21 protein-coding genes are annotated in these 20,908 nt (G+C 45.3%); 7 read left to right on the top strand and 14 right to left on the bottom strand.

The genetic code is table 11. The features are described from left to right. Positions 1–145 precede the first annotated feature (145 nt). Positions 146–1,237 carry a quinone-dependent dihydroorotate dehydrogenase gene (locus KI659_RS07250; protein ID WP_213944694.1) on the bottom strand — a complete coding sequence of 364 codons (1,092 nt, stop codon included), beginning with the start codon at positions 1,235–1,237 and terminating at the stop codon, positions 146–148. Positions 1,238–1,415: 178 nt separating this feature from the next. Between KI659_RS07250 and KI659_RS07245 the strand changes: the two genes are divergently transcribed. After that, positions 1,416–2,798 (top strand): hypothetical protein, encoded by a 1,383-nt coding sequence (locus KI659_RS07245; RefSeq protein WP_213944693.1) that lies wholly within the window; start codon positions 1,416–1,418, stop codon positions 2,796–2,798. On the opposite strand, the gene KI659_RS07240 is transcribed toward KI659_RS07245, so the two are convergent. Genes KI659_RS07240 through KI659_RS07225 form a run of 4 tightly spaced genes read right to left on the bottom strand, consistent with a single transcriptional unit; the run spans position 2,795 to position 6,261 of the window. Further along, the gene (locus tag KI659_RS07240; RefSeq protein ID WP_213944692.1) at positions 2,795–3,376 is read right to left on the bottom strand and encodes a uracil-DNA glycosylase family protein; all 582 of its coding nucleotides are present in this window, start codon (positions 3,374–3,376) and stop codon (positions 2,795–2,797) included. The two genes, KI659_RS07245 and KI659_RS07240, sit on opposite strands and share 4 nt — an antisense overlap. A 43-nt stretch (positions 3,377–3,419) precedes the next feature. Further along, positions 3,420–4,817 (bottom strand): NAD(P)(+) transhydrogenase (Re/Si-specific) subunit beta, encoded by a 1,398-nt coding sequence (locus KI659_RS07235; RefSeq protein WP_213944972.1) that lies wholly within the window; start codon positions 4,815–4,817, stop codon positions 3,420–3,422. Then, entirely contained in the window at positions 4,817–5,134 is a 318-nt protein-coding gene (locus KI659_RS07230; RefSeq protein ID WP_213944691.1) for an NAD(P) transhydrogenase subunit alpha, read from the bottom strand. Before KI659_RS07230 ends, KI659_RS07235 begins: the two co-directional genes overlap by 1 nt. Positions 5,135–5,136: 2 nt before the next feature. After that, a complete protein-coding gene (locus tag KI659_RS07225) occupies positions 5,137–6,261 on the bottom strand; it encodes a Re/Si-specific NAD(P)(+) transhydrogenase subunit alpha (protein ID WP_213944690.1) in 1,125 nt (374 codons plus the stop codon). A gap of 218 nt (positions 6,262–6,479) precedes the next feature. Between KI659_RS07225 and KI659_RS07220 the strand changes: the two genes are divergently transcribed. Next, positions 6,480–6,935 (top strand): ferritin-like domain-containing protein, encoded by a 456-nt coding sequence (locus tag KI659_RS07220; RefSeq protein WP_213944689.1) that lies wholly within the window; start codon positions 6,480–6,482, stop codon positions 6,933–6,935. 73 nt (positions 6,936–7,008) lie between these two features. Here KI659_RS07220 and KI659_RS07215 read toward each other — a convergent pair whose 3' ends face one another. From KI659_RS07215 to KI659_RS07205, 3 genes are all read right to left on the bottom strand, one after another. Next, positions 7,009–7,851 carry a hypothetical protein gene (locus KI659_RS07215; protein ID WP_213944688.1) on the bottom strand — a complete coding sequence of 281 codons (843 nt, stop codon included), beginning with the start codon at positions 7,849–7,851 and terminating at the stop codon, positions 7,009–7,011. A 221-nt stretch (positions 7,852–8,072) separates the two neighbouring features. Beyond that, a complete protein-coding gene (locus tag KI659_RS07210; protein WP_213944687.1) occupies positions 8,073–8,885 on the bottom strand; it encodes a DnaB-like helicase C-terminal domain-containing protein in 813 nt (270 codons plus the stop codon). Between the two features lie 131 nt (positions 8,886–9,016). Beyond that, positions 9,017–10,516, bottom strand: a complete 1,500-nt coding sequence (locus KI659_RS07205; protein WP_213944686.1) for a glycoside hydrolase family 32 protein — start codon at positions 10,514–10,516, stop codon at positions 9,017–9,019. Positions 10,517–10,688: 172 nt separating this feature from the next. Between KI659_RS07205 and KI659_RS07200 the strand changes: the two genes are divergently transcribed. Then, positions 10,689–12,233: a M20/M25/M40 family metallo-hydrolase gene (locus KI659_RS07200; RefSeq protein WP_213944685.1), complete on the top strand. Its 1,545-nt coding sequence runs from the start codon at positions 10,689–10,691 to the stop codon at positions 12,231–12,233. Here the strand turns inward: KI659_RS07200 and KI659_RS07195 are convergent. From KI659_RS07195 to KI659_RS07180, 4 genes are all read right to left on the bottom strand, one after another. Continuing rightward, a complete protein-coding gene (locus KI659_RS07195; protein WP_213944684.1) occupies positions 12,199–12,954 on the bottom strand; it encodes a hypothetical protein in 756 nt (251 codons plus the stop codon). The two genes, KI659_RS07200 and KI659_RS07195, sit on opposite strands and share 35 nt — an antisense overlap. A gap of 77 nt (positions 12,955–13,031) precedes the next feature. Next, positions 13,032–13,403, bottom strand: coding sequence for a SpoIIAA family protein (locus KI659_RS07190; RefSeq protein WP_213944683.1), 372 nt, complete (start codon positions 13,401–13,403; stop codon positions 13,032–13,034). 101 nt (positions 13,404–13,504) lie between these two features. Then, entirely contained in the window at positions 13,505–13,924 is a 420-nt protein-coding gene (locus KI659_RS07185) for a VOC family protein (RefSeq protein WP_213944682.1), read from the bottom strand. A 1-nt stretch (position 13,925) separates the two neighbouring features. Beyond that, positions 13,926–14,321: a nuclear transport factor 2 family protein gene (locus KI659_RS07180; protein WP_213944681.1), complete on the bottom strand. Its 396-nt coding sequence runs from the start codon at positions 14,319–14,321 to the stop codon at positions 13,926–13,928. 262 nt (positions 14,322–14,583) lie between these two features. Between KI659_RS07180 and KI659_RS07175 the strand changes: the two genes are divergently transcribed. Then, complete coding sequence (locus KI659_RS07175) at positions 14,584–15,219, top strand: HAD family hydrolase (RefSeq protein ID WP_213944680.1); 636 nt, start codon at positions 14,584–14,586, stop codon at positions 15,217–15,219. A gap of 90 nt (positions 15,220–15,309) precedes the next feature. On the opposite strand, the gene KI659_RS07170 is transcribed toward KI659_RS07175, so the two are convergent. Next, positions 15,310–17,001 (bottom strand): DUF885 family protein, encoded by a 1,692-nt coding sequence (locus KI659_RS07170; protein ID WP_213944679.1) that lies wholly within the window; start codon positions 16,999–17,001, stop codon positions 15,310–15,312. A gap of 105 nt (positions 17,002–17,106) precedes the next feature. Between KI659_RS07170 and KI659_RS07165 the strand changes: the two genes are divergently transcribed. From KI659_RS07165 to KI659_RS07155, 3 genes are all read left to right on the top strand, one after another. Then, positions 17,107–18,189 (top strand): Gfo/Idh/MocA family protein, encoded by a 1,083-nt coding sequence (locus tag KI659_RS07165; protein WP_213944678.1) that lies wholly within the window; start codon positions 17,107–17,109, stop codon positions 18,187–18,189. 170 nt (positions 18,190–18,359) lie between these two features. Further along, positions 18,360–19,319 carry a UDP-glucuronic acid decarboxylase family protein gene (locus tag KI659_RS07160; protein ID WP_213944677.1) on the top strand — a complete coding sequence of 320 codons (960 nt, stop codon included), beginning with the start codon at positions 18,360–18,362 and terminating at the stop codon, positions 19,317–19,319. Positions 19,320–19,325: 6 nt separating this feature from the next. Next, positions 19,326–20,441 carry a hypothetical protein gene (locus KI659_RS07155; RefSeq protein WP_213944676.1) on the top strand — a complete coding sequence of 372 codons (1,116 nt, stop codon included), beginning with the start codon at positions 19,326–19,328 and terminating at the stop codon, positions 20,439–20,441. Positions 20,442–20,469: 28 nt separating this feature from the next. On the opposite strand, the gene KI659_RS07150 is transcribed toward KI659_RS07155, so the two are convergent. Then, positions 20,470–20,883: a CBS domain-containing protein gene (locus KI659_RS07150; RefSeq protein ID WP_213944675.1), complete on the bottom strand. Its 414-nt coding sequence runs from the start codon at positions 20,881–20,883 to the stop codon at positions 20,470–20,472. Positions 20,884–20,908 lie beyond the last annotated feature (25 nt).

Genomic DNA, 20,908 nt, shown 5'->3' with positions numbered 1-20,908 from the left:
TTTGGCGATTTTTCGGCGAAGAAGAAACTCCGTGAAACTCTGTGAAAAACTCCGCGGAACTCAGTGTCCCTTTTCTTTCCGCGAAAAGTTTCCTATTTCTCGCCAAAACTCTCTTTGCCTCTGTACCTCTGCGGTAAATCCACACTCAGCCCGTAGCCGGGATGAATACCGAGGCGGATTTCTTCTCGGCCCTTGAGGCGTAAGCAGCGCAGATGTCCTTCATCAAATGTGGGCCTTCGAAAATCATCCCCGTGATCAGCTGGAGCAGATCGGCGCCTGCATCGAGTTTTTCCATGGCATCTTCCACGGTGAGTATCCCCCCGCAGCCTATGATCGTAAAGCGGTCGCCCCAGTAATTTTTGGTTTGACGGATCAAATCGGTGGACAATCTATGGCATAGCTTACCGCTCAAGCCGCCTCTGTATTCTGTAGGCGCTTCTTCGGGAAAGTCAGCATCAGCGTAGTTTTTATTCAGATTCCCTATCACCACGCCATGCACACCAGCCTTGTCCAGCACATGCAGCAGCTCATTGAATTCCTCCCAAGGTTGGTTGATGGGCATTTTTGCATATACGGGCTTGTCATGCTCCACTTCCATTAACCTGTTGAGCAACTTTTCCAGCCTTTGAGGTTCTGCAAAATTTTCACCTCCATGCACATTCGGGCAGGAGATGTTGATGGTATAAAAGTCGCCCATGTTTTCCTCCGCCAATCGGGAAAGACTGTAATGATAATCCTCAATCCCCCCTTCAAATGTGGATCCACCGGGATCATTGGTCTTGGCAATGCTGATACCCCAGACGAACCCTTCCGGCTTGGTGGTGTTTTTCAGCCTTGCGATGATCCTGTCTACCCCTTGGTTTTTGAGCCCTTTATAAACCACTAGTGACTTGGATTTGATCATCCTTTTAAGTCTGGGTTTGGGGTTGCCTTCACATGGTCTGGCCGTCACCGAACCTATTTCATCTCCTCCAAAGGACAGACAATCCAGCACATGGGCCAGCTGCCCGTTGTAGTCAAAGCCTGCTGCCAGCATCACGGGGGACTTATAAGTAATCCCATCCACGGTGATCTCAATGTCCTTTTCTGTATATTTATACATCAGGCCCAGCAAGATTCTTCCAGCCTGAAACTTCCCCATATTGGCTCCAAGAACCACAAAGGCATCGTGGACCACCTCGGGATCAATTTTAAAAAGAATTGGCTTTAGGACGTTTTTATAAAGAAATCTTATCATGGCTTTGTGGTATTTGGTGTAGCTAAATTTACAAAAAAGGGAAGGGGTTTGAAAATTCTTTCCCGTCAACTTTTCTCCTAAAATGATAATAAAAACATCACTATTAAAAAATAATTTATTATTATTACTTTTAGTTATAAATCCAGACTTTTTGTCTTTCAAATTTAATTCCTCCCTTATGAAAAGATTCTTACTTTTACCTACCGCCTTGATTGCCATAGGCTTTGCTTCCTGCGAACCTTCTGATGATAGACCAATTGTAAATGAAGGGATGGAATTAAAAATGGACAAACAGGCTGTTTGCTTAGACGACATCACAACCTTGACATTAACCTTGGGGGACTCTGTAGTCAGTCCTAGTAGGATAAAATATGAAATCAGCCCTCCAGTAGGATCCATAAATGAACAGGGCCAATATATCGCCCCCGGTGATCTTCCAAGTAACACGGAAGTAACAATCACCGCCCGACCAGACTTTGTGATAGGATCAACCTCCCAATCTATCTTAGTCGAAAATGCCCGTTTAGATGAATATATTACTACAATCGAGGCTTGGAGAGATGTTAAATATAGTTCTTACAATGTAATAAAGGAGAAAACAACTGATGGATATGTTATGCTCAAGGAGAACGATGAAGAATTTCAAATATTTAAATTCAACAACGAAGGACAGGTCGCCTGGGTGACAAGTTTTGGCGAAGGGTATCCTTATAGTATTAGCGTAAGAAACGATCAGATCTATGTAGCCGGCATTCAAGACAATTTAACCAAGGTATTTAAGCTGGACGGTGATGGCAACCAAATCTGGGAACACCAGACTTTAGTAGCCAGAGTACAAGCTTTAACGGTAAATGACAATGGAGAGGCCTATCTGTTTTTATATAAGGGGCAAACTGAATCTAACCACTTGGTCAAATTAGACAATCATGGAAATGAGATTGAGAATACCATTTTGGAAAAGAATATTCACCAGGCAAAATTTAACCATGAAAATGATCTATTAATTAAATACAGATCTGGTAACCAGCATATGGTAAGCAAGACTGATTTAAACCTCAATATAATCTGGGAAGTCCCATACATAGAAAATTATTCTCCCAGCATTATTGAGCTTTATCCAAACAACGACATGCTTATTGGCATTAGCAATAATAGTGGAAGAAGTTTTTCATTGAAGAAAATTTCAAATGATGGTAATTTGATTTTTGAAGGAGAATACCAGCTTTCTGAAGAAGATCAATTCGGAAATCATCCACTACTATGGATATCTGACATTACTGTTTTGGAAAATGGGGAGGTTCTTATTGCTGGTAATGAATCCAGACGCCCTGTTGCGGCTCTTGCTGACAATACCGGACATTTAAAATGGATCTGGAAAAGTGAAAATATTCTTACCGGACATCAATCAACTGGCTGGACCGTATTCCCAATTGAAACTGGTTATATGTATTTAGCTACTTACCCCCGTATAACAGAAAACAATATAGTATTTATGGATATGAAATCAATTTTAATGAGAGCTGACGGAACCTTAAACCCTTGTGCCCAGGCCAATTCCTAAATATTCTCGGAAAGTATCTGATAAACCTTTTCCCTCAACACTGGTACCACATCTGATTCAAACCAGGGGTTCTTTTTGCGCCAGATTAAATTTCTGGGGGAAGGATGGACCAAAGGGAAATATGTGGGCAAGTACTGCTCAAAGTTTATAACTGTAGCGGTGAGTGTTTTTTCGGCAGTTTTACCTAAATAGAATTTTTGAGCATAGGCACCTATCAAAAGGGTAAGCTTTATATGGGGAGTTTTTTCCAGCACCCTGCCATGCCATAACGGAGCACATTCAGGCCGGGGAGGCAAGTCTCCTCCCCGGCCCCTGCCCGGATAACATAAGCCCATGGGCAAGATCCCAAACTTTTTAGTATCATAAAACTCCTCTTCATTCACCCCTAGCCATCTCCTGAGCTCTTTTCCGCTGGCATCGTCCCAAGGCACTCCGGAAGCATGAACTTTTGTCCCGGGAGCTTGTCCCACGATCAGGATCCTGCTTTCAGGACTGATACTTAACACCGGCCGAGGCCCTAATGGGAGGTGACCTTCACAAATAGTGCACGACCTGATTTCGGTAAGAAGTCTTTTCATGGGATGGACGGATCATTGTTTCCATCCACATTACATTCAATTGTCACACCATTTTGACTTCACTCGCCAATTTCTGAAGACTGTCTTTGGCATCTCCAAAGAGCATACGGGTTTTGGGGTAGAAAAACAATTCATTTTCAATTCCAGCATATCCGGCCGCCATGCCTCTTTTGAGAATGACCACTGTTTTGGCCTTGTCGACTTCCAAAATGGGCATTCCATAAATGGGAGAAGTCGAATCATTTTTGGCTGCGGGATTGACCACATCATTGGCACCGATCACTACGACTACGTCGGTATTGGCTAGGCGGGGATTGATTTCATCCATTTCCTGAAGGCGCTCATATGGCACATCAGCCTCGGCAAGCAACACGTTCATGTGTCCAGGCATCCTTCCTGCTACGGGATGGATGGCGTAATTTACCTCCACGCCTTTTTCCTCAAGCAGTTTTTCAAGTTCATGACAGATATGCTGCGCCTGGGCCACGGCAAGACCATAGCCGGGTACAATAACAATGTTTTGGGAGTAAGATAACAGTACTGCCATATCGGAAATGCTGATCTCCCTTACCGTCTGGTCGCCTTCAGCAGATTTGGCTCCTGCTCCCCCAGCAGAACCAAATGCCCCGAGCAGCACATTGGTCAGAGAGCGGTTCATAGCCTTACACATCAAAATGGTCAGTATCGTACCTGCCGATCCCACGAGTATCCCGCCGGTAAGCATGGCTTTGTTGCCATACAGGAAACCACCGAATGCGGCTGCCATACCTGTAAAAGAGTTGAGCAAGGAAATTACCACCGGCATATCCGCACCCCCGATGGGCATTACAAACAGCACCCCGTAAACCAGTGCAATCACAAAAAGTCCATAAAACAAGACCGGATACGCCGCTCCAAACAGCTGGTATATAATCAAACCTACTATGACCAACAACAGCATCATGTTTGCCGCCTGATTGAACGGTAGCGTCTTATCCTTAATCTTACCTTCCAGCTTGCCATAGGCGATCATGGACCCACTAAAGGACACGCTACCTATCACCAGCCCTAGCAACATGACCAGTAGTGCCCCATCAAAACCTGCCGTGGCAATCGGATGTTGCTGGTATTCAATTATAGCAATCAGGGCCGCACAGGCTCCCCCCATCCCGTTGAAGAAAGAAACCATTTGGGGCATGGCTGTCATCTGTACTCTCTTGGCCATCACAGTACCTATTACAGTTCCCAAAGCCAACCCAAAAAGGATCAGCCCATAGTTGAAGAGCTTGTTTGGATCGTAGCTTTGGTAAAGACCCAGGGTCGCAATGATGGCCAGAAGCATTCCGGCTGCAGCAATCAGGTTTCCCCTACGGGCAGAATCCGGATGGCTCAACATTTTGAGACCAATCACAAAAGTCAGGGAGGCCACCAAATAGGTGATTTCCAGTATAGGTAGGCTCATCATGACTTCTTCGGTTTTTTCTTGAACATCTCCAACATCCTATCGGTGACCACAAATCCTCCCACCACATTCAGCATCCCCATCACCACGGCTAGAAAACCAATTGAAAGGGCTGCATAATTGTCAGGGGAAGCATGTAGCATCACGATAATGGCGCCTACTACCACTACGCCGTGGATGGCGTTGGCCCCTGACATAAGTGGAGTGTGTAAAATTGCCGGAACATTGGATATTACCTCCACCCCAAGCAGAATCGCCAGAAGGAGGAAATAGATCATTTCCATGTTGGCAGAAAGATAAAGTAAGATTTGGTCCATGGTTAGGTATTTATGAGTTGTGCGATTCTTGGGCTCACAGCCTCACCCTGATGGCACACGCAGGTGCCGGCCACGATATCGTCTTCAAAATTCAGGTTGAGCTGCCCATCTTTTATAATCAGTTTGAGGAAATTCAGGTAATTTTTGCCGTACATTTTGCTGGCATCCTGGGGAAGGGTTCCAGCAAGGTTATCCACCCCGACTACCCGCACGCCATTCACTTCGACCGTTTGCGCCGGCTGTGTGAGCGCACAGTTGCCGCCAGAAGATGCAGCCAAGTCGATGATGACCGAGCCCGGCTTCATCGCCAAGACAGTTCGCTCTTCTACCAGCAAAGGAGCCTTTCGGCCGGGAATCTGGGCTGTGGTGATGATAATATCGGATTTTGAAGCCTGCTCGTGGATGGCCTCTTTTTGGCGGTTGAGAAAATCCTCATCCTGTTCCACGGCATATCCTCCAGCGCCTTTGTCCTCTTTGGCCCCTTCTACTTCTACAAATTTTGCCCCCAGGGAAAGTACCTCCTCCTTGGCGGCAGCGCGTACATCAAATGCAAATACGGTAGCACCGAGCCTTCTGGAGGTGGCGATCGCCTGCAGACCAGCAACCCCTGCGCCCAAAATCAGCACCCTGGCCGGGGAGATGCTTCCCGCGGCCGTCATAAACATGGGAAAAAACCTGGGCAAAAGATTGGCAGCCATCAATACGGCCTTATAACCCATTACCGTAGCCATGGAGGACAGTACATCCATGGATTGGGCACGGGTGGTCCGCGGCACAAGCTCCATACTAAAGGCTGTCCTTTGATTTTGAATTAGGGACTGAGTGAATTCTTGATTGAAAAGCGCATTAAACTGCCCCAAAAAAACCGCCTCAGGCTTCATACGGCCTACCTCCTCCAAGGATGGCGGATTGATGGTCAGCACCATATCGGAAGCCTGCAAAATCTCGAGCCTACTTTTCATTTCAGCACCTGCTTCTTGATACAGCGGGTCCGGGGAATAGGATTTCGCCCCTGCCCCATACTCCACTAACACCGAAACGCCCCAAGAAATCACGTTTTTCACCGAGTCGGGCAAAAGTGCCACTCGCGATTCCCCAACCGGTTCTTTTAATATTCCAATTATCATAAACTATTTCACAGTTAAAAACGACCAATATCCTGTTATCATCACCTTAAAATATAAAATTATACGGAATAAAACTCGCTTCCGTATTGATAATATCAGTTTACAATGAATTCCCCAAACAAAATGAGTTTTAGCACACTTATATATAAGTATAGTCATGTAAACAACTGAAGTCTATCCGAGTTATACCTTGTACTACCAATTAAACTACTATTCAAATGCATAACCAGAATAACGAAATTTTGAAGCACCTGCATGAGCTCCTCCAGACGAATGAGGACTCCATTAAAGGTTACAAGGATGCTGCTGACCATTTGAAGGAAGGTGAGCTCAGCACCATTTTTTATAGGTTTTCCCAGCAAAGGGCTCTATTCAAGGAGGAGCTGAAAAAATGCATCCGGGAACTTGGAGGAGATGAAAGTGAACATACAGACTTTAGCCATGAAGTCCACCGGTTATGGATGGATTTTAAGTCGGGTCTGAACGGAAGTGACACCGAAAAAATCATTGAGGATTGCAAAAATGCAGACAAACAGGCCGCTAAGAGTTACGAAAAAGCCTTGAAGGCCGATCCTCCAGCTTATGTAAAAGAGATTATTGCCAACCAGCACCGCATGATCAAAGGCGCCGAAGTACAGCTGGATGAATTTAAAAAACACCCCGAAGGAAGATAAGTTTACTAAAAATAAAAAAGCCCTGGAGTAGTTATCCAGGGCTTTTTTATTTGCTTGAAGATGAATTACTGGCTCATCGAAGACCTTCAAAGGTAAACGTATGGGCGTAAGTGCGGTCCTCCTCAATGGTGATCATCACCTCATTGTCGCAAGTGCCGTTTCCATAGTCAATATTAGCCTCCAAGTGTCTGCCAATAGTCCTTTTCTTTCCTGAAGTTGGCGTATAGTTACCTGCCTGCAAGCACTCTCTTTCAAATAGCAAACCTTCTGTGATTACGGTATAATAACCTACGCCACTTCTACCGACGCCATTGGCATTCCCGTTCTGTATCCAGGTCACCGGATTTTCTGGGGCCCACGACAAGTCTTTGATCGCTTGGGAGTTTCTAGTAGCAAAGGTTCCATCAGGCCAAGTTACGCGTCCTGAGTATTCAACGTAAGAAAACAAAGTCTTCGCTTCCACGTCCACCTCATGTTCAGCCAACAAATTACCTTCGATACGGATCCCGTTGATGGAATAGTTTTCAATGGTCAACCTACCTGTGTTGTTGGAGTATTCTTCCAAGGTAGAAACTTCCAAGTGAAGCCTTCCCTTCCGGATGTTACCTTTAACATCAGCAGTGCCATCGCCGAAATCCACAATCACAATGGCTGGCGTGCTTGTCTCGGGAGTTTCTAAGTAAATGTTTGCATTAACCATTCTTGGGTCATCCAAAAGTACATCGACCCCGTTGCTGGCAATCGTGTTTTCGGAGAGAATTACCTCGATCATATCATCGATATCAAGAAAATAGGCCTCAATCTCAGTATCATCTGTCCCAACAATATTTGCACTTGGAGCAATATCGGGAAACTCTGTACAAGAAGAAATTAAAAAGGCAATCGCAAATAATGGGAGTAAGTAGAATTTTTTCATATAAAAATTGATTTATTCAAGCATCAAAATACAATTATTAGACCAAATCTAATATTTTTTTCCTCGACACAAAACAATTCTTACCATTATTAGTTGAGCGGTACCTATAATCAGATTCGCCATCAATAGCTAATCAGTTAAAAATAAAAGAGTTATACTATCTTTATAACGGATAAAAATTTTTATCACGAAACAAAGATTATTTAGAAAAATGAGAGGTTTTAGATGGATCTTTCTTCCCATCGGCCAGATGGGTGGATCTCGAAACTAAGCATGCCGGTTTTTCCGATGCTGTTTTTTTGAAGGTCAAGATTGACCAGGTTGTCAGTGGGTTCGCCTTCCATATTCCATTCAATCCCATAGGCCATGGGGCGATAAAGCTGTATAACTTTATGGGCGTATTGGCAGAGGATATCCGATCTGAATAAGTCCATAAGTTCGGGCATTCGGTCTCCCCCGCGCTTGTCAACCGAGCTGGTGCTCATCAAGCCTATAAATACCGGAATCTGGGTTTCCTTGGCAAAGCTATGGACCAGTTTTAAGGATTCATGATATAATTTGTAACCATATAAGAAATCAATCACTTGGAAAAAGTCGTCAAGCATCACATACGACGCCTTCCAGCTTTTGGCCATGGTCAGCACTTCTTTAAGGTTTGCAGGCCTGTGAAGTACTTTAAGGCGGTTTTTGAGCATATCCTTGAGGTCTGTCATCCCATCAAGGGCCACATCCTCTGGAAGCTCGCTTACCTCCTCCTCCCTGCCGGTAATCATGGAAAACATTTGGCGTGCAAAATACTCTTCATTGGCCATAGGCATGACCACAAACCCTTTCTGCTGCTGCATGTAGGAAAAGCGCAGGATCAGGTTTAACATCAGGGCCGTCTTGCCGTGGGTAGGCCTACCCCCGATGACCACCAATTCATCTTTGAACCCCCCAATGGCCAATTGGTCAAGTTTTCTATATCCGCTTGCCAAAATGGGGCTTTCCTGATCGGTGGCCAAAAAATGTTGAAATAGCTCTGAAAAATTCATAGCCTTTAATATCCACAATAAAGTGCAAAAATCCAATTTTATCGCCAAAAAATTGCAGTTTCAACCAGTTCTTTAATTTTCAAACCCCAATGGCGCAAAGAGCACAAAGAGAATTTATTTTTAAAAAGGCATTACTTTCTTGAACTCATCGCCGGAACTTCGTAAACACTGGCGGAATATTTTCCGGGTGCATCAGGCCTTTCCACCATCATTTTATCAAAAGGACATTTGTTAAATACCTGCGCAGTCATGGCATACAACCCATCATTAATAAACACTTCTATTGAGGATGCATCTACAACCAACTCAACATCCACCAAATTATTCCCCCTGTATGGCATTTCCTGAATTTTCCCAAACTCTGGATGAAAGCCTGTTTCCCCGCTGCTGCTTCTATCTAGGGAAATCTTATCTGCAGTCAGGTTAAGCAAAAGCTCTTCCCCATTCTCATTGAAAAGCTTTATCTTGATATCCCCTTTACTTTCCTGAAATCCCGACAACTTAACCACAAAACCGCTTTCGCTCCCAATTGCGAGTGCCTCATTGAAATTAACTTGTTTGGACTCAATCGAAGGCTTTAACTTTTGGTAAAATTCCCGGACCGGCTTTTGGGCTATATAGTCATCACCCTGATCCCGCACCAACACCAGTTCCCTGGCCAAAGTCATGGCGCCCCTCCAACCCTCCGTGGGCGTTCTATCCCCATAAAGCCAATTATTCATCCACCCCATGAAAAGAGTCCTGCCGTCTTCTTTAGGAACATTTGCCCAGGTAACTCCTGCGTAATTATCAGTTCCCCAGTCCAGCCATTTTTCATCTTGGTGATCCGCTGCAAAAGTTTTACCGTCAAACTCCCCCGTGAAATACTGGGTTCCGCTACCCCCATTGGGCGCCCCGGGGTTGATACTTACAAATAGCACCCATTTGCTCCGGCCATCTTCACCCTTTATCTCAAACAGGTCAGGACATTCCCAAACACCTCCTTTTGCACCAATGCCTTTCCCAAATTCACTCTCAAATGTCCAATCCTTGAGGTTCGGTGAAGAATAAAAATGGATGACATCTTTGGCGGCCAAAGACATGATCCACTGGCCACCTTCCTCATGCCACATTACCTTTGGATCACGGAAGTCCTGAATCCCCGGATTGGGCAACACGGGATTATTCTCATACTTCTCCCAAGTTCTTCCCCTGTCATTGCTAAAAGCCAGGCTCTGCACTTCCCCGTTTTCATCATGGTGGTGGGTAAAAATTGCCACTAAAGGAGTATGCTCACCAGACTTGAATCCGGCCGTGTTTTGGTGGTCAGCCACTGCACTGCCTGAAAATATATACCCGAGCTCATCGGGATAAAGAGCGATCCCCATTTCCTCCCAATCCACCAAATCCTTACTCACTGCATGCCCCCAGTGCATCGGTCCCCACACAGTGCTGTCTGGGTAGTATTGAAAAAAGAGGTGATACTCCCCTTCATAATACACCATCCCGTTGGGATCGTTCATCCAATTGGCCTCGGGTGAAAAATGGAATTTAGGCCTAAACTTTTCCTGTTCCACATCATTTAATTCAGAGGGACTGCAGGAAATCATAGCAGCACCAAGTGCCAATATTGAAAGTATAGCTTTTCTCATTACGCTTCTGTTTAAATAGTGTCAATAATTGACAAAAGGGACCAGCGGCATTAACACCTTGATAATTTTACATTAAAACAAATTATCAACAAATAATACTGTAATATAGTCAAAAAACTTATAAATTATAACTCGGAATTTCTGAAACTGCCAAAGAGCAAAACCCATTCATATGACTAGTCATTTTTACAAAAGCCTTTTGATTCTATTTCTCAGCATTTCTTCATCACTGGCACAAACCGTTAACCTAGATCAGATGACGGAGGAATCTTTGCTTGAGGGAATACACCTGTTGAACCACCTCGTCTCCATCCCAAACAACTCCCACCATCCCGACCAGCTTCACCAAAACCTTGATTGGTGTAAGGAGAATTTTGAGAAAAGGGGATGGGAGGTGGAAGAGCTAGACACGGAGGGGTTCCCTCTTCTGCTGACATCCTTTGAAGTTGAGGGGGCTGAAAAAACGGTTTTGATGTACTTCCATGTGGATGGGCAGGCCGTGGACCCTGCCAAGTGGAAGCAGGAAAATCCCTACAAGCCGGTACTTAAAGAACAAAATTCGGAAGGTGATTGGGAAGAGATCTCCTTCGACCGCTTAAAGGATGAATTCGACCCTGAATGGAGGATTTACGGAAGATCGACCTCCGATGACAAGGGACCTCTGGCCATGTTCCTCACCGCCTGGGATGCGCTGAATGACCGTGAAATAAACCCGGACTACAACATCAAAATTATTTTGGACTTTGAGGAAGAAATCGGCTCCCCCAACCTTCCCGAAGCGGTTAATAAGCATTCCGACCGCCTTCAGGCTGACATGATGCTCATCATGGATGGCCCCAGGCATTTAAGCAATGAACCCACCCTTAGTTTTGGGGCAAGAGGCATTGCCAGAGTAACGCTGACAACTTTCGGCCCGAAAAACCCGCAACACAGCGGACATTATGGCAACTATGCACCCAACCCGGCTCTCCATATGTCCAAATTGCTCGGAAGCATGAAGGATGAACAGGGCAGGGTTATCATCATGGGCTTTTATGATGGAATCACGCTTTCTCCCGAAGAAATGGAAATTTTGGAGCAAGTGCCCGACGATGAGGAGGCCATCAAAACTCAGCTGGAAATTGCTGCTCCTGACCAGGTAGGCAGCACCTATCAAGAAGCCCTGCAATATCCCTCACTCAACATCCGCGGACTTTCCTCGGGATGGGTGGGCAATGAGGCCCGGACGATAGTGCCATCGGAAGCGGTCGCGGAAATGGACATCCGGTTAGTGCCCGAAAGCGATCCTGAAAAGCTTTTTGCCTTGCTCAAAAGCCACATACAGAATCAGGGATTTTTTATAACAGAAGAAAATCCCACAACCGATCAGCGATTGGAGCACCCAAAGATTGTCAAGTGGGAAGGGGAAATCTCTTACCAGGCATTCCGGACACCTTTTGATTCCGAACCAGGGACCTGGTTGAGAAAGGCCTATCAGAGGGCTTTTGCAAAAGAGCCCCTCATGATCCGCATGGGCGGAGGATCCATTCCTATCAGTCCCTTTATCGAGGCTTTGGACATCCCTGCCGTCATTGTCCCGACAGTCAACCCGGACAACAACCAGCACAGCCCGAATGAAAACATCAGGCTGGGGAACTACAAAGAAGGTATCAAAACCATGTTATCTATCTTAACGGAGCCGCTTACAGCAGAAGAGAAAACCCAAAATGAACAATAGGCCGGTTAATGACCGTAGAAAAACCATTGCCCTGCTGTTCAATTGGCCGGTAGGACGCCCGGTCGGGATTTAGCTGCTGCCCTCTTGGGAAGAAGGATTCAAAGGTCTCAAACTGGAACAGGTTCAGACTGGTCTGAAGTGAAACACTTGGAGTGAGCAAATACGAAACGCCAAAATCAACACCTGTATAAAAATTCCTTTCTCTAAGCTCTCTTTCGAAGCGGCTACCAAGGGTAAAATTCCTGTTTTGTCCCCCTGGAGAAAAGCACGCGGAACAATTGTAGCCCAGCAGCTCCACATCGTAATCACCACGCCCCTGCTCATAGGTACCATAAAGCGTGGATTGCAGTTTCCACCGTGGGGAAAGTGAGAAAAACCTTGTTAAAAACACCCCCCCTTGCCATAAAGTATTTTCTACCTTGGCAAGATAATCAGATGAATAATTGCTATCCACCACATTCACGGTTTCGCTTATGGAGTATGTCCTCAAGCCGGCCGACAGCCCTACCACCAGATTCGGTGTAATAAATTTACCAAATTGATTGCGCCACTCCCAATTGGAGTCGCTTTGGGCTTGGGGAAGCTTCTTGTAAGCATTGGTCCTGGAAGTCGGGCTTATTTCTGAAGATATCAGCCAGTTTTTGCCTGTGGGGGTCTGTCCCAGTACCACAGGCAAATTAAGAAGCCACATCAAAATCATTAAAAATAAAACTCTTTTCATCTCGCTTTTTCACGTCCGTTTGATCTCAGGACGTCAAGAAGATGAAAAATGCCACAAGCCTCGTAAAATAATCGGCCTTATATCCCTATCCAGTCTTTAGCGGTGGATTTGTCAGAAACTGAAAAAGACTTAAAGTTGATGTTGCCAATGATGGAATAAATGCCGTCAGATATCTTTTGCATCCATTCCTTATCGGTGACCAAGGCTATTTTATTGATCTTGAGAAGAAGGATCTTGAAATCTGGCACCAGCTGTCGAACTTCCTCCCAAATGGCCCCCATGGTCATGGAGGGAAACTTTTCCATTTCCACATAAATATTAACCGTGTGGCCTTGCTCTACCCTGGCTTTTATGAGCGTATACATTTGCTGCATTTCAGTTTGGGTGATTTTATCCCCGACTTTGAACATCAGGGTGTTTTCATTTGGGGAAGGAATCTGCTCAATCATAGCTCATTCTATTAGGTTAAAGTAGTTCCTCTGTTAACCTTGACTATGCACATTTGTTATGATAAAAAAACAGCTGGCCTTTCGGCCAGCTGTCAAGCTTTTTATTCCTGATAATCATAATTGACCATCCATTTAATGCCATAGGGATCTTTCAACATACCAAAATATGCATTCCAAAAGGTCCGCTGCATGGGCATCTCTACCTCTCCGCCAGCCGACAGCCCATCGAAGAATCTATTGGCTTCCTCTTCGCTTTTGGCATCGATGGAAATGTAAAAGTTGTTACCTGAAGTCAATTGCTGGTTTTGAGAGCTGAGCACATCGGAGGCCATCAAGGTGCAGTCTCCGATGGGAAAGGAAATGTGCATGGCTTTTTCACCGTCCTCATCAGAAAGGTTTTCCATATCAGGAATTTCCTTGAATCTTTGAATCATGTAGTCTCCGCCGAACACCGAACGGTAAAAGCTGAATGCCTCTTCGGCATTGCCGGGAAAGTTAAGGTAAGGGTTTAAAGTCGCCATATTAGCCGGGGTTTTGATTGATGTCGTCTTTTAAGGTGGTCACATAGGAGGTCAGCACCTTTATTTTGCCATTATTGATCAAATAGCTGTCTACATAAGCGGCTCTAAAAATCTTCCCCTCTCTATCCAGGGCCTTCATGGTGCCCTCGGCAACAATCCGGTCTCCTTCGGCGACTTTGGTGCTTGGCCAGATCTCCGGCAAACCCATGCCCTCCATGGATTTGAACATTTCTTGGATCTCGCCTTTCCCCTTCAGGTGAAACTCACCCACCATTTTCCATTCTACATCCTCAGCCATAAGGTCTGCGATCGCCTTGTAATCCCCCCTACTGAATGCTTCATCAAAGGCCTCCACCAGCGCTTTGTTTAGCTGCTGGGTATTGTTAATTGTTTCCATGGTTTTTGTGGTTAAAGGTTGTATCACAAAATTACACATTATATTAATTTCCAGCCGTTTACATAAGCATTAAATATTCATGCAATTTTGGCCAGGCCATTAACTGCCCCTTTCAGCTTTTACACTTCTTTTTTATCGAAATAATAGCAATTCATTTACCTTATCAGACCTCTTCAGATGTAATATCCATTTGCACTTTTCCTGTCCAGAAAAAGTTTTCGTATATTAAAGGATTAAACCATAACCTATCTGAAACGACTATATGGATTTTCATTTCAAAAAAGCCATGATATATGACCTCGACAACACCCTTTATCCAGTAAAGGCCATCGGGGACAAACTATTTGCACCAGTGCTGGAGGTGATAGCGCAGGATGAGAAGCAGCAGGCAAACATGGACGGCATCCGAAAGGATATCATGCGGATCCCCTTCCAGGATATGGCTAAAAAGTATGACTTTGGACCTGCCCTCACACAGAAGGGCGAAGAAATCCTGCAGGAAACCACCTATGATGAAAAAATCCCCCTACACGAGGATTACCCCGCTATTCTGGAGATGCCCGGACACCGGTTTTTGGTCACCACTGGATTTTATAACATGCAGAAAAGCAAGATCGACCTAATGGAACTGGAAAAGGACTTTCAGGCCTGCTATATCATCGACCCCATGAAATCCGACCAGACTAAAAAAGAAATCTTCCTACAGATCATAAAAGACGGCAACTTCGAGCTCAAAGACGTCATGGTCATTGGCGATGATCCGGAATCCGAAATAGCGGCTGGAAATGAAATCGGGGTGGAGACCGTCCTATACGACAAACACGACCAATACCAAACCCACCCTGCCAACCATAAAATCAGGGATTTCCGCGAGCTAGTGACTATCTTGATTAATTAAAACAAAAGCGGCAAGACCAAGGGCGAAACCAAGTTTCGGTCCTCGGTCTTCCGTCTCCCGCCTCCGGTCTCCGGTCTTCCGTTTTCCGTCTTATTCATAAAACCTCCACTTCACCTCCTCGTCTCTGCTCAAAGGCTCCTCCTTTAATATCGCTCTCACAAGTGCTACAGGTATGCTGTTTTCCTGCATGATCCGGTCGTGAAACTCTTTCTCTCCCATTTGGCCATTATCGACCAATTCTTTCTTCAAGTGGTAAAACTGCAACCCTCCAGTCATATAGGCGATCTGGTACAAGGGACCATACCTACCCTCAAAAGACCTTCTTACTTCAGCTTCTGCATTGGCCCGCTCATGCCCCACCCTTTCAACCAAGAAATCAATACTTTCCTGAGGGGTCATTTTCTCCATGTGATAATTAAGAGAGAATATGATCCTGGCACTTCTGTGCATTCTCCAAAACATCATCCCTATCCTGTCTTCGGCATTTCTGGGAAAATCCTTGTCCCAAAGGTTGAATTCCCAATACAGTGCCCAGCCTTCGGTCCAAAATGGCGTATAAAACAACCTCCTGTGGGTCTTATGGCGCTGATTCATGAACTGTTGCAAATGGTGGCCAGGAATGAGTTCATGGTGGACCACCGCTCTTGAAAAGTGGGGATTGTTCCCCCTTAAACTCATCATTTTTTCCTCATGGCTCATTTCGTCTGTCGGATAGGCGATCTGGATCACTTCCCCACCCAAGAAAAATGGCGCAAAACGCTGCTCGGCCGGGCTCATCATCCTCATTCTCCAAGTCTCCTTGGCCATCTCGGGAATAGTGATCACATCCCGCTCCTCCAAAAACTCCACGGCCTCTTCTGCCATTCTGTTAATCTCAGCAGGCCATTCTCCTACGGGAAAATAAGTTCCCTTCACGTGCTCCAGGGCTGCCTTCCAGTCATCACCAAAACCAAGCTCCCTAGAAGCATACAGCATTTGCTTTTCACTCCAGGCAAATTCCTTTTCCGCAATTTCCACCAGCTCCTCCGGGGTATACGGAATAAACTCATGGCCCAGACTTTCAATGATGGCCTCCCTTCCTATGGGCCGGCCGATTATGCCGCTCCCATCATCCTTTACCGCCTCGGTGCTGTAATAATCCTTCAAAAACTCAGCGTAAACCTCAAGGTCCTTTTTGAGATTTTCATAGGGTTGGGTTACCCACCAGCTGAATTCAGGATCATAGCCGTCATAGAATTTGAAAGCCTCCTCCAGGTTCTTTCCCAATTCGGCAACCATCCCGGAGGCCTTTTCGGCAAGCTGCCAGCGTTCCAGCTTTTGTTCATTGCTTTCCAGTCCTTTCCTTTGCTGGGCAAGCTCCTTGCGTTGGGCCTGAAAAACCTCGGCAATCTTTTCCGATTCCGGATGGTTTCCCCTTCTCCGATCAACTATGAATATCCTGAGAGGCTCCAAAAATTCACCAAAGGACTTTACCTTTTCAAAATCCCCCCTGTCCAACTTCAATTGATATAGTTCTTTGTCCAAATGGTTTTTCAGAAGAATGAAATCAACCTGTGCACTATGGGACAAAGAGGCAAAGTCAACCTCCGAAAGGCTGGTATGGTAATCCGCATATAGCTTTTCAAACCTGTCGTAAAACTCCTCGGATTCTTTCAGGGTATACTTTCTGCTCAAGGCGGATTTGTCAGCCTGAAACTGCCAGATGAGGGTAGGGATATCTGTAGCGAAAGCTTGAAGGGAAAGAAATATGGCTATTATCGTAACGGTAAAACATTTAATCATTTCACATGGAGTTATTTTGCTGGCCTAAAATGCAAAAAGAGAGGCATTTCTCAAAGGATTATTACACTACTCCCAATTTACCTATCTTTATCAAAAATGATTTATATGAAATTCTTCCTACTTGTTGCCATCCTTTTCTCCCAATCCATTTCCCTTGCATTTTCCCAAAACAAAGAGACTGCAAGGCTTGCGGTAGCCGGTCTTGCCCATGGGCATTCCCATTGGATTTTCAATGATCTGGGTGATGAGGCAAGGCTCGTAGGGATTTTTGAACCCGATGAGGATTTGAAAAATCAATTCCAGGAGCAAAATGATCTAAAGGATGATTTGTTCTTCGATTCACTGGAAGAGCTTCTGGAGAAGTCCGATGCTGAAGGGGTGTTGGCATTTGGACCGATAGCCGGTCACATGGAAGTAGTCAAAGCCGCTGCTCCCTTAGGCATCCATGTGATGGTTGAAAAACCTTTGGCTTTAAATATTGAAGAGGCTATGGAAATGGCGGACTTGGCCAACAAACATGGCATCCACTTGCTCACTAATTATGAAACTTCATGGTATCCAAGCACACGGGAAAGTATTAAGCTTTTGCGGGATCAACAGGAGGAACTGGGCCAAATTCGCAAGACGGTATTTCATCACGGCCACCAAGGCCCGAAGGAGATTGGGGTTGGAGAGGAATTTCTTGCCTGGCTGACCGACCCTACAAAAAGTGGCGGAGGGGCATTGATGGATTTTGGTTGCTATGGGGCCAACATCATGACCGTGTTGATGAACGGTGAAAGGCCCACCTCGGTCACTGCGATTACCCAAACCTTTAAACCTGAAACATATGAGCAGGTGGAGGATGAAGCAACGATCATACTGACCTACCCCAGCAGCCAAGCGATCATTCAGGCATCCTGGAATTGGCCCATCAGCAGAAAAGATATGGAAATCTACACCCAAAAAAGCCAATTGATCATCCCTGGCCCAAATCAGCTTATCCTGCAGAGCAGCTCTATGGACGAGACCATAATTCTGGACAACGAGTCCGAAAATCCCTTCTCCTATTTTGCAAAAGTGATCCGAAAGGAAATCACCCCCGCCCCCTTCAGCCTTTACTCTATCGAAAACAATCTGATTGTTATGGAAATATTAAGCGCTGCAAGGGAGTCTGCCGAAAAAGGCACCACGATCCAAATGAAATAACCCCAATATTAAATTTTAAAACATTTAAAGTAAACTACCTTGGAAGTTAAATGCACATTTGCTATATTCCAACTATAATTAAGCACTTGACCTTCAGCCTCTCGTTTCGGATTTTTTGAAAATAGGACAGGTCATTTTTCCAGCAACAAATTTTTAAAACTTTAATTTTTATGAAAAGGATTCTAGTAACGGGAGGGTCCGGCTTTTTGGGCTCCCACCTCTGTGAAAAACTGCTTGCCGAAGGAAATGAAGTCTTATGTGTGGACAACCTTTTTACAGGCAGAAAGGTCAACATTCAACACCTTCTGCAAATGGACAATTTTGAGTTCCATAGGCACGACATCACCTTTCCCCTCTACGTAGAGGTCGATGAAATCTACAACTTGGCATGCCCGGCAAGCCCCATTCACTATCAATTTGACCCCGTGCAAACGATCAAAACCAGTGTGATGGGAAGCATTAACATGCTTGGCTTGGCAAAAAGGCTTAAAGTCAAAATCCTCCAGGCCAGTACTTCGGAAATCTATGGGGACCCAGAAATCCACCCGCAGCCAGAAAGCTACAGAGGCTGTGTAAACACTACAGGTATCCGCGCCTGCTACGACGAGGGCAAGCGCTGTGCAGAAACCCTCTTTTTTGATTACCATAGGCAGCATCAGGTAGCCATCAAGGTAATGCGGATATTCAACACCTATGGCCCGCGCATGCATCCCAATGATGGCCGGGTAGTCAGCAATTTCATTGTCCAGGCCCTGCGGGGAAAAGATATCACCATCTTTGGTACCGGTCAACAAACACGTAGTTTTTGCTATGTAGACGACCTCATTGACGGCATGTACAAGCTTATGAATTCCAGAGATGATTTCCAGGGCCCGGTAAATATTGGCAACCCCTGTGAATTTACAATGCTGGAACTAGCCGAGATGATTATCGACCTCACTGGCAGCAGCAGCAGGCTAATATTCCTGCCCCTGCCACAAGATGATCCACTGCAGCGGAAGCCCCAGATTGATCTGGCCCAGAAAGAACTTGGCTGGGAGCCAAAAATCCAATTGGCAGAGGGTTTGACCAAGACCATTAATTACTTCGAAAAAACATTGACCAAGCAAGGCGTAGCCATAACTGTGTAGATTACCGTGAAGAGCAACAAGATTACTATTTTATATAACCCGAAAAAGATTACCCTGCTGTATAGCCTGTATCCGTTTTGGAAATCCAGGAATGCGGAAGGCTTGCAGTTTACCACTAACCTTAAGTGGGTTAAGGAGCAGGACAAAAATGAGGTGCTTTTGATAGTTGGTTGGTTTTGGGGGCAAGACAAAGACGGCTCCCAAATCAACCTTATCAAATCGCTGAAGGCCAAATACCGCCGGTTGGCGTATTTTGATGACAGCGATGGGTCAGAGTCTAGTTTTCTGGACCTTTTGCCCCACGTCGACCTCTTTTACAAGAAACAGTTGTTTAAGGACAAAAGTCTTTACATGAAGGACTTCTATGGACGCAGGATATTTTCTGATTATTACCATCAGAATTTTGGCATAGAGGAAAACCCAAGTCCCCCACCCCTTCCCAAACCGGAAAATGAATCCGATCTGGACAAAATGAATTTGGCCTGGAATATCGCTATTGGCCAATATCCATCTTCCAAAGCGAGGGAAAGACTGGCGGGGAAGCTTCATGCCTGGATAGGCCAAGCAGGGATGTCGCTTTTACTCGATCATTCCCATATCAAAAACACCCCGCCCCGGCCAAGCTTGGCCAAATGTCAGGCCAGATTTGATGCTACTTGCTATAGAGATACAGTAGGATATCAAAGAGAGCATTTTCAAAAGTTGATTGAAAAACACCCCTCATTTATAACGGGAAGGATCCCATTGAGGCAATACAACAAGGAGCTGAGCCAAGTACATGCTATTTTGAGCCCCTATGGCTGGGGCGAAATATGCTTTAGGGACATTGAGGCCATTCTGAATGGTTCTGTCCTGATAAAGCCAGACATGGGACACCTGGATACTTGGCCAAACCTATATAAGGCGAACCAAACTTATGAAAGCGTCTCTTGGGATGGGACCGACCTGCTCGAAAAAACCGAAATGCTGCTGTCAAACCCGAAAAGGATGGAGCTGTTAAGCAAAAATGCCTTCCAGGAATTACAATATGCATATGCTGGTCTTGATATGAGAGTAAAAAAGGTACTAGACGAAATAAGGGGCGTTTCCTCCAAACCAAAAAAAGTGGCTACAATGAAGTAGCCACTACTGTTAAACCCTAATCTAAAAATCACTTTTGCAACATATACCGAATCACATCGGTAGTAGTCACTATGCCGTAAAGCTCCCCATCATCCACCACAGGTAGGGCATGGAAATCTTCGCTCGTAAATATCTTGGCAACTTCCTCAACTGTCTGGGATTTACTCACAACCCTAGGTTTGGATGACATCACCTGGGGCACGGTCAGCATATCCAAAATGGTATCGTCAGCATCCTCCTGATTATCCATCAACACTCCGAAAGTCAACCTGTTTATATCAGTCCGGCTTATTATTCCCACTATCCTATTCCCGTTGATTACAGGGAGATGTCTGATTTTATGCTTTCGCAACAGGGACACTGCCTCTTTTAAAGATGCCTTCTCATCCAATGTGATCACCTGTGCAGTCATTATCTCCGCAACCGTCTCTTTCATATCCATAACCCTATGATTTTTAACACCCTAC

Origin of the sequence: Litoribacter ruber (assembly GCF_018449405.1) — a bacterium.
Lineage (GTDB): Bacteria > Bacteroidota > Bacteroidia > Cytophagales > Cyclobacteriaceae > Litoribacter > Litoribacter ruber.
This window is presented reverse-complemented; position numbering and strand designations above follow the sequence as displayed.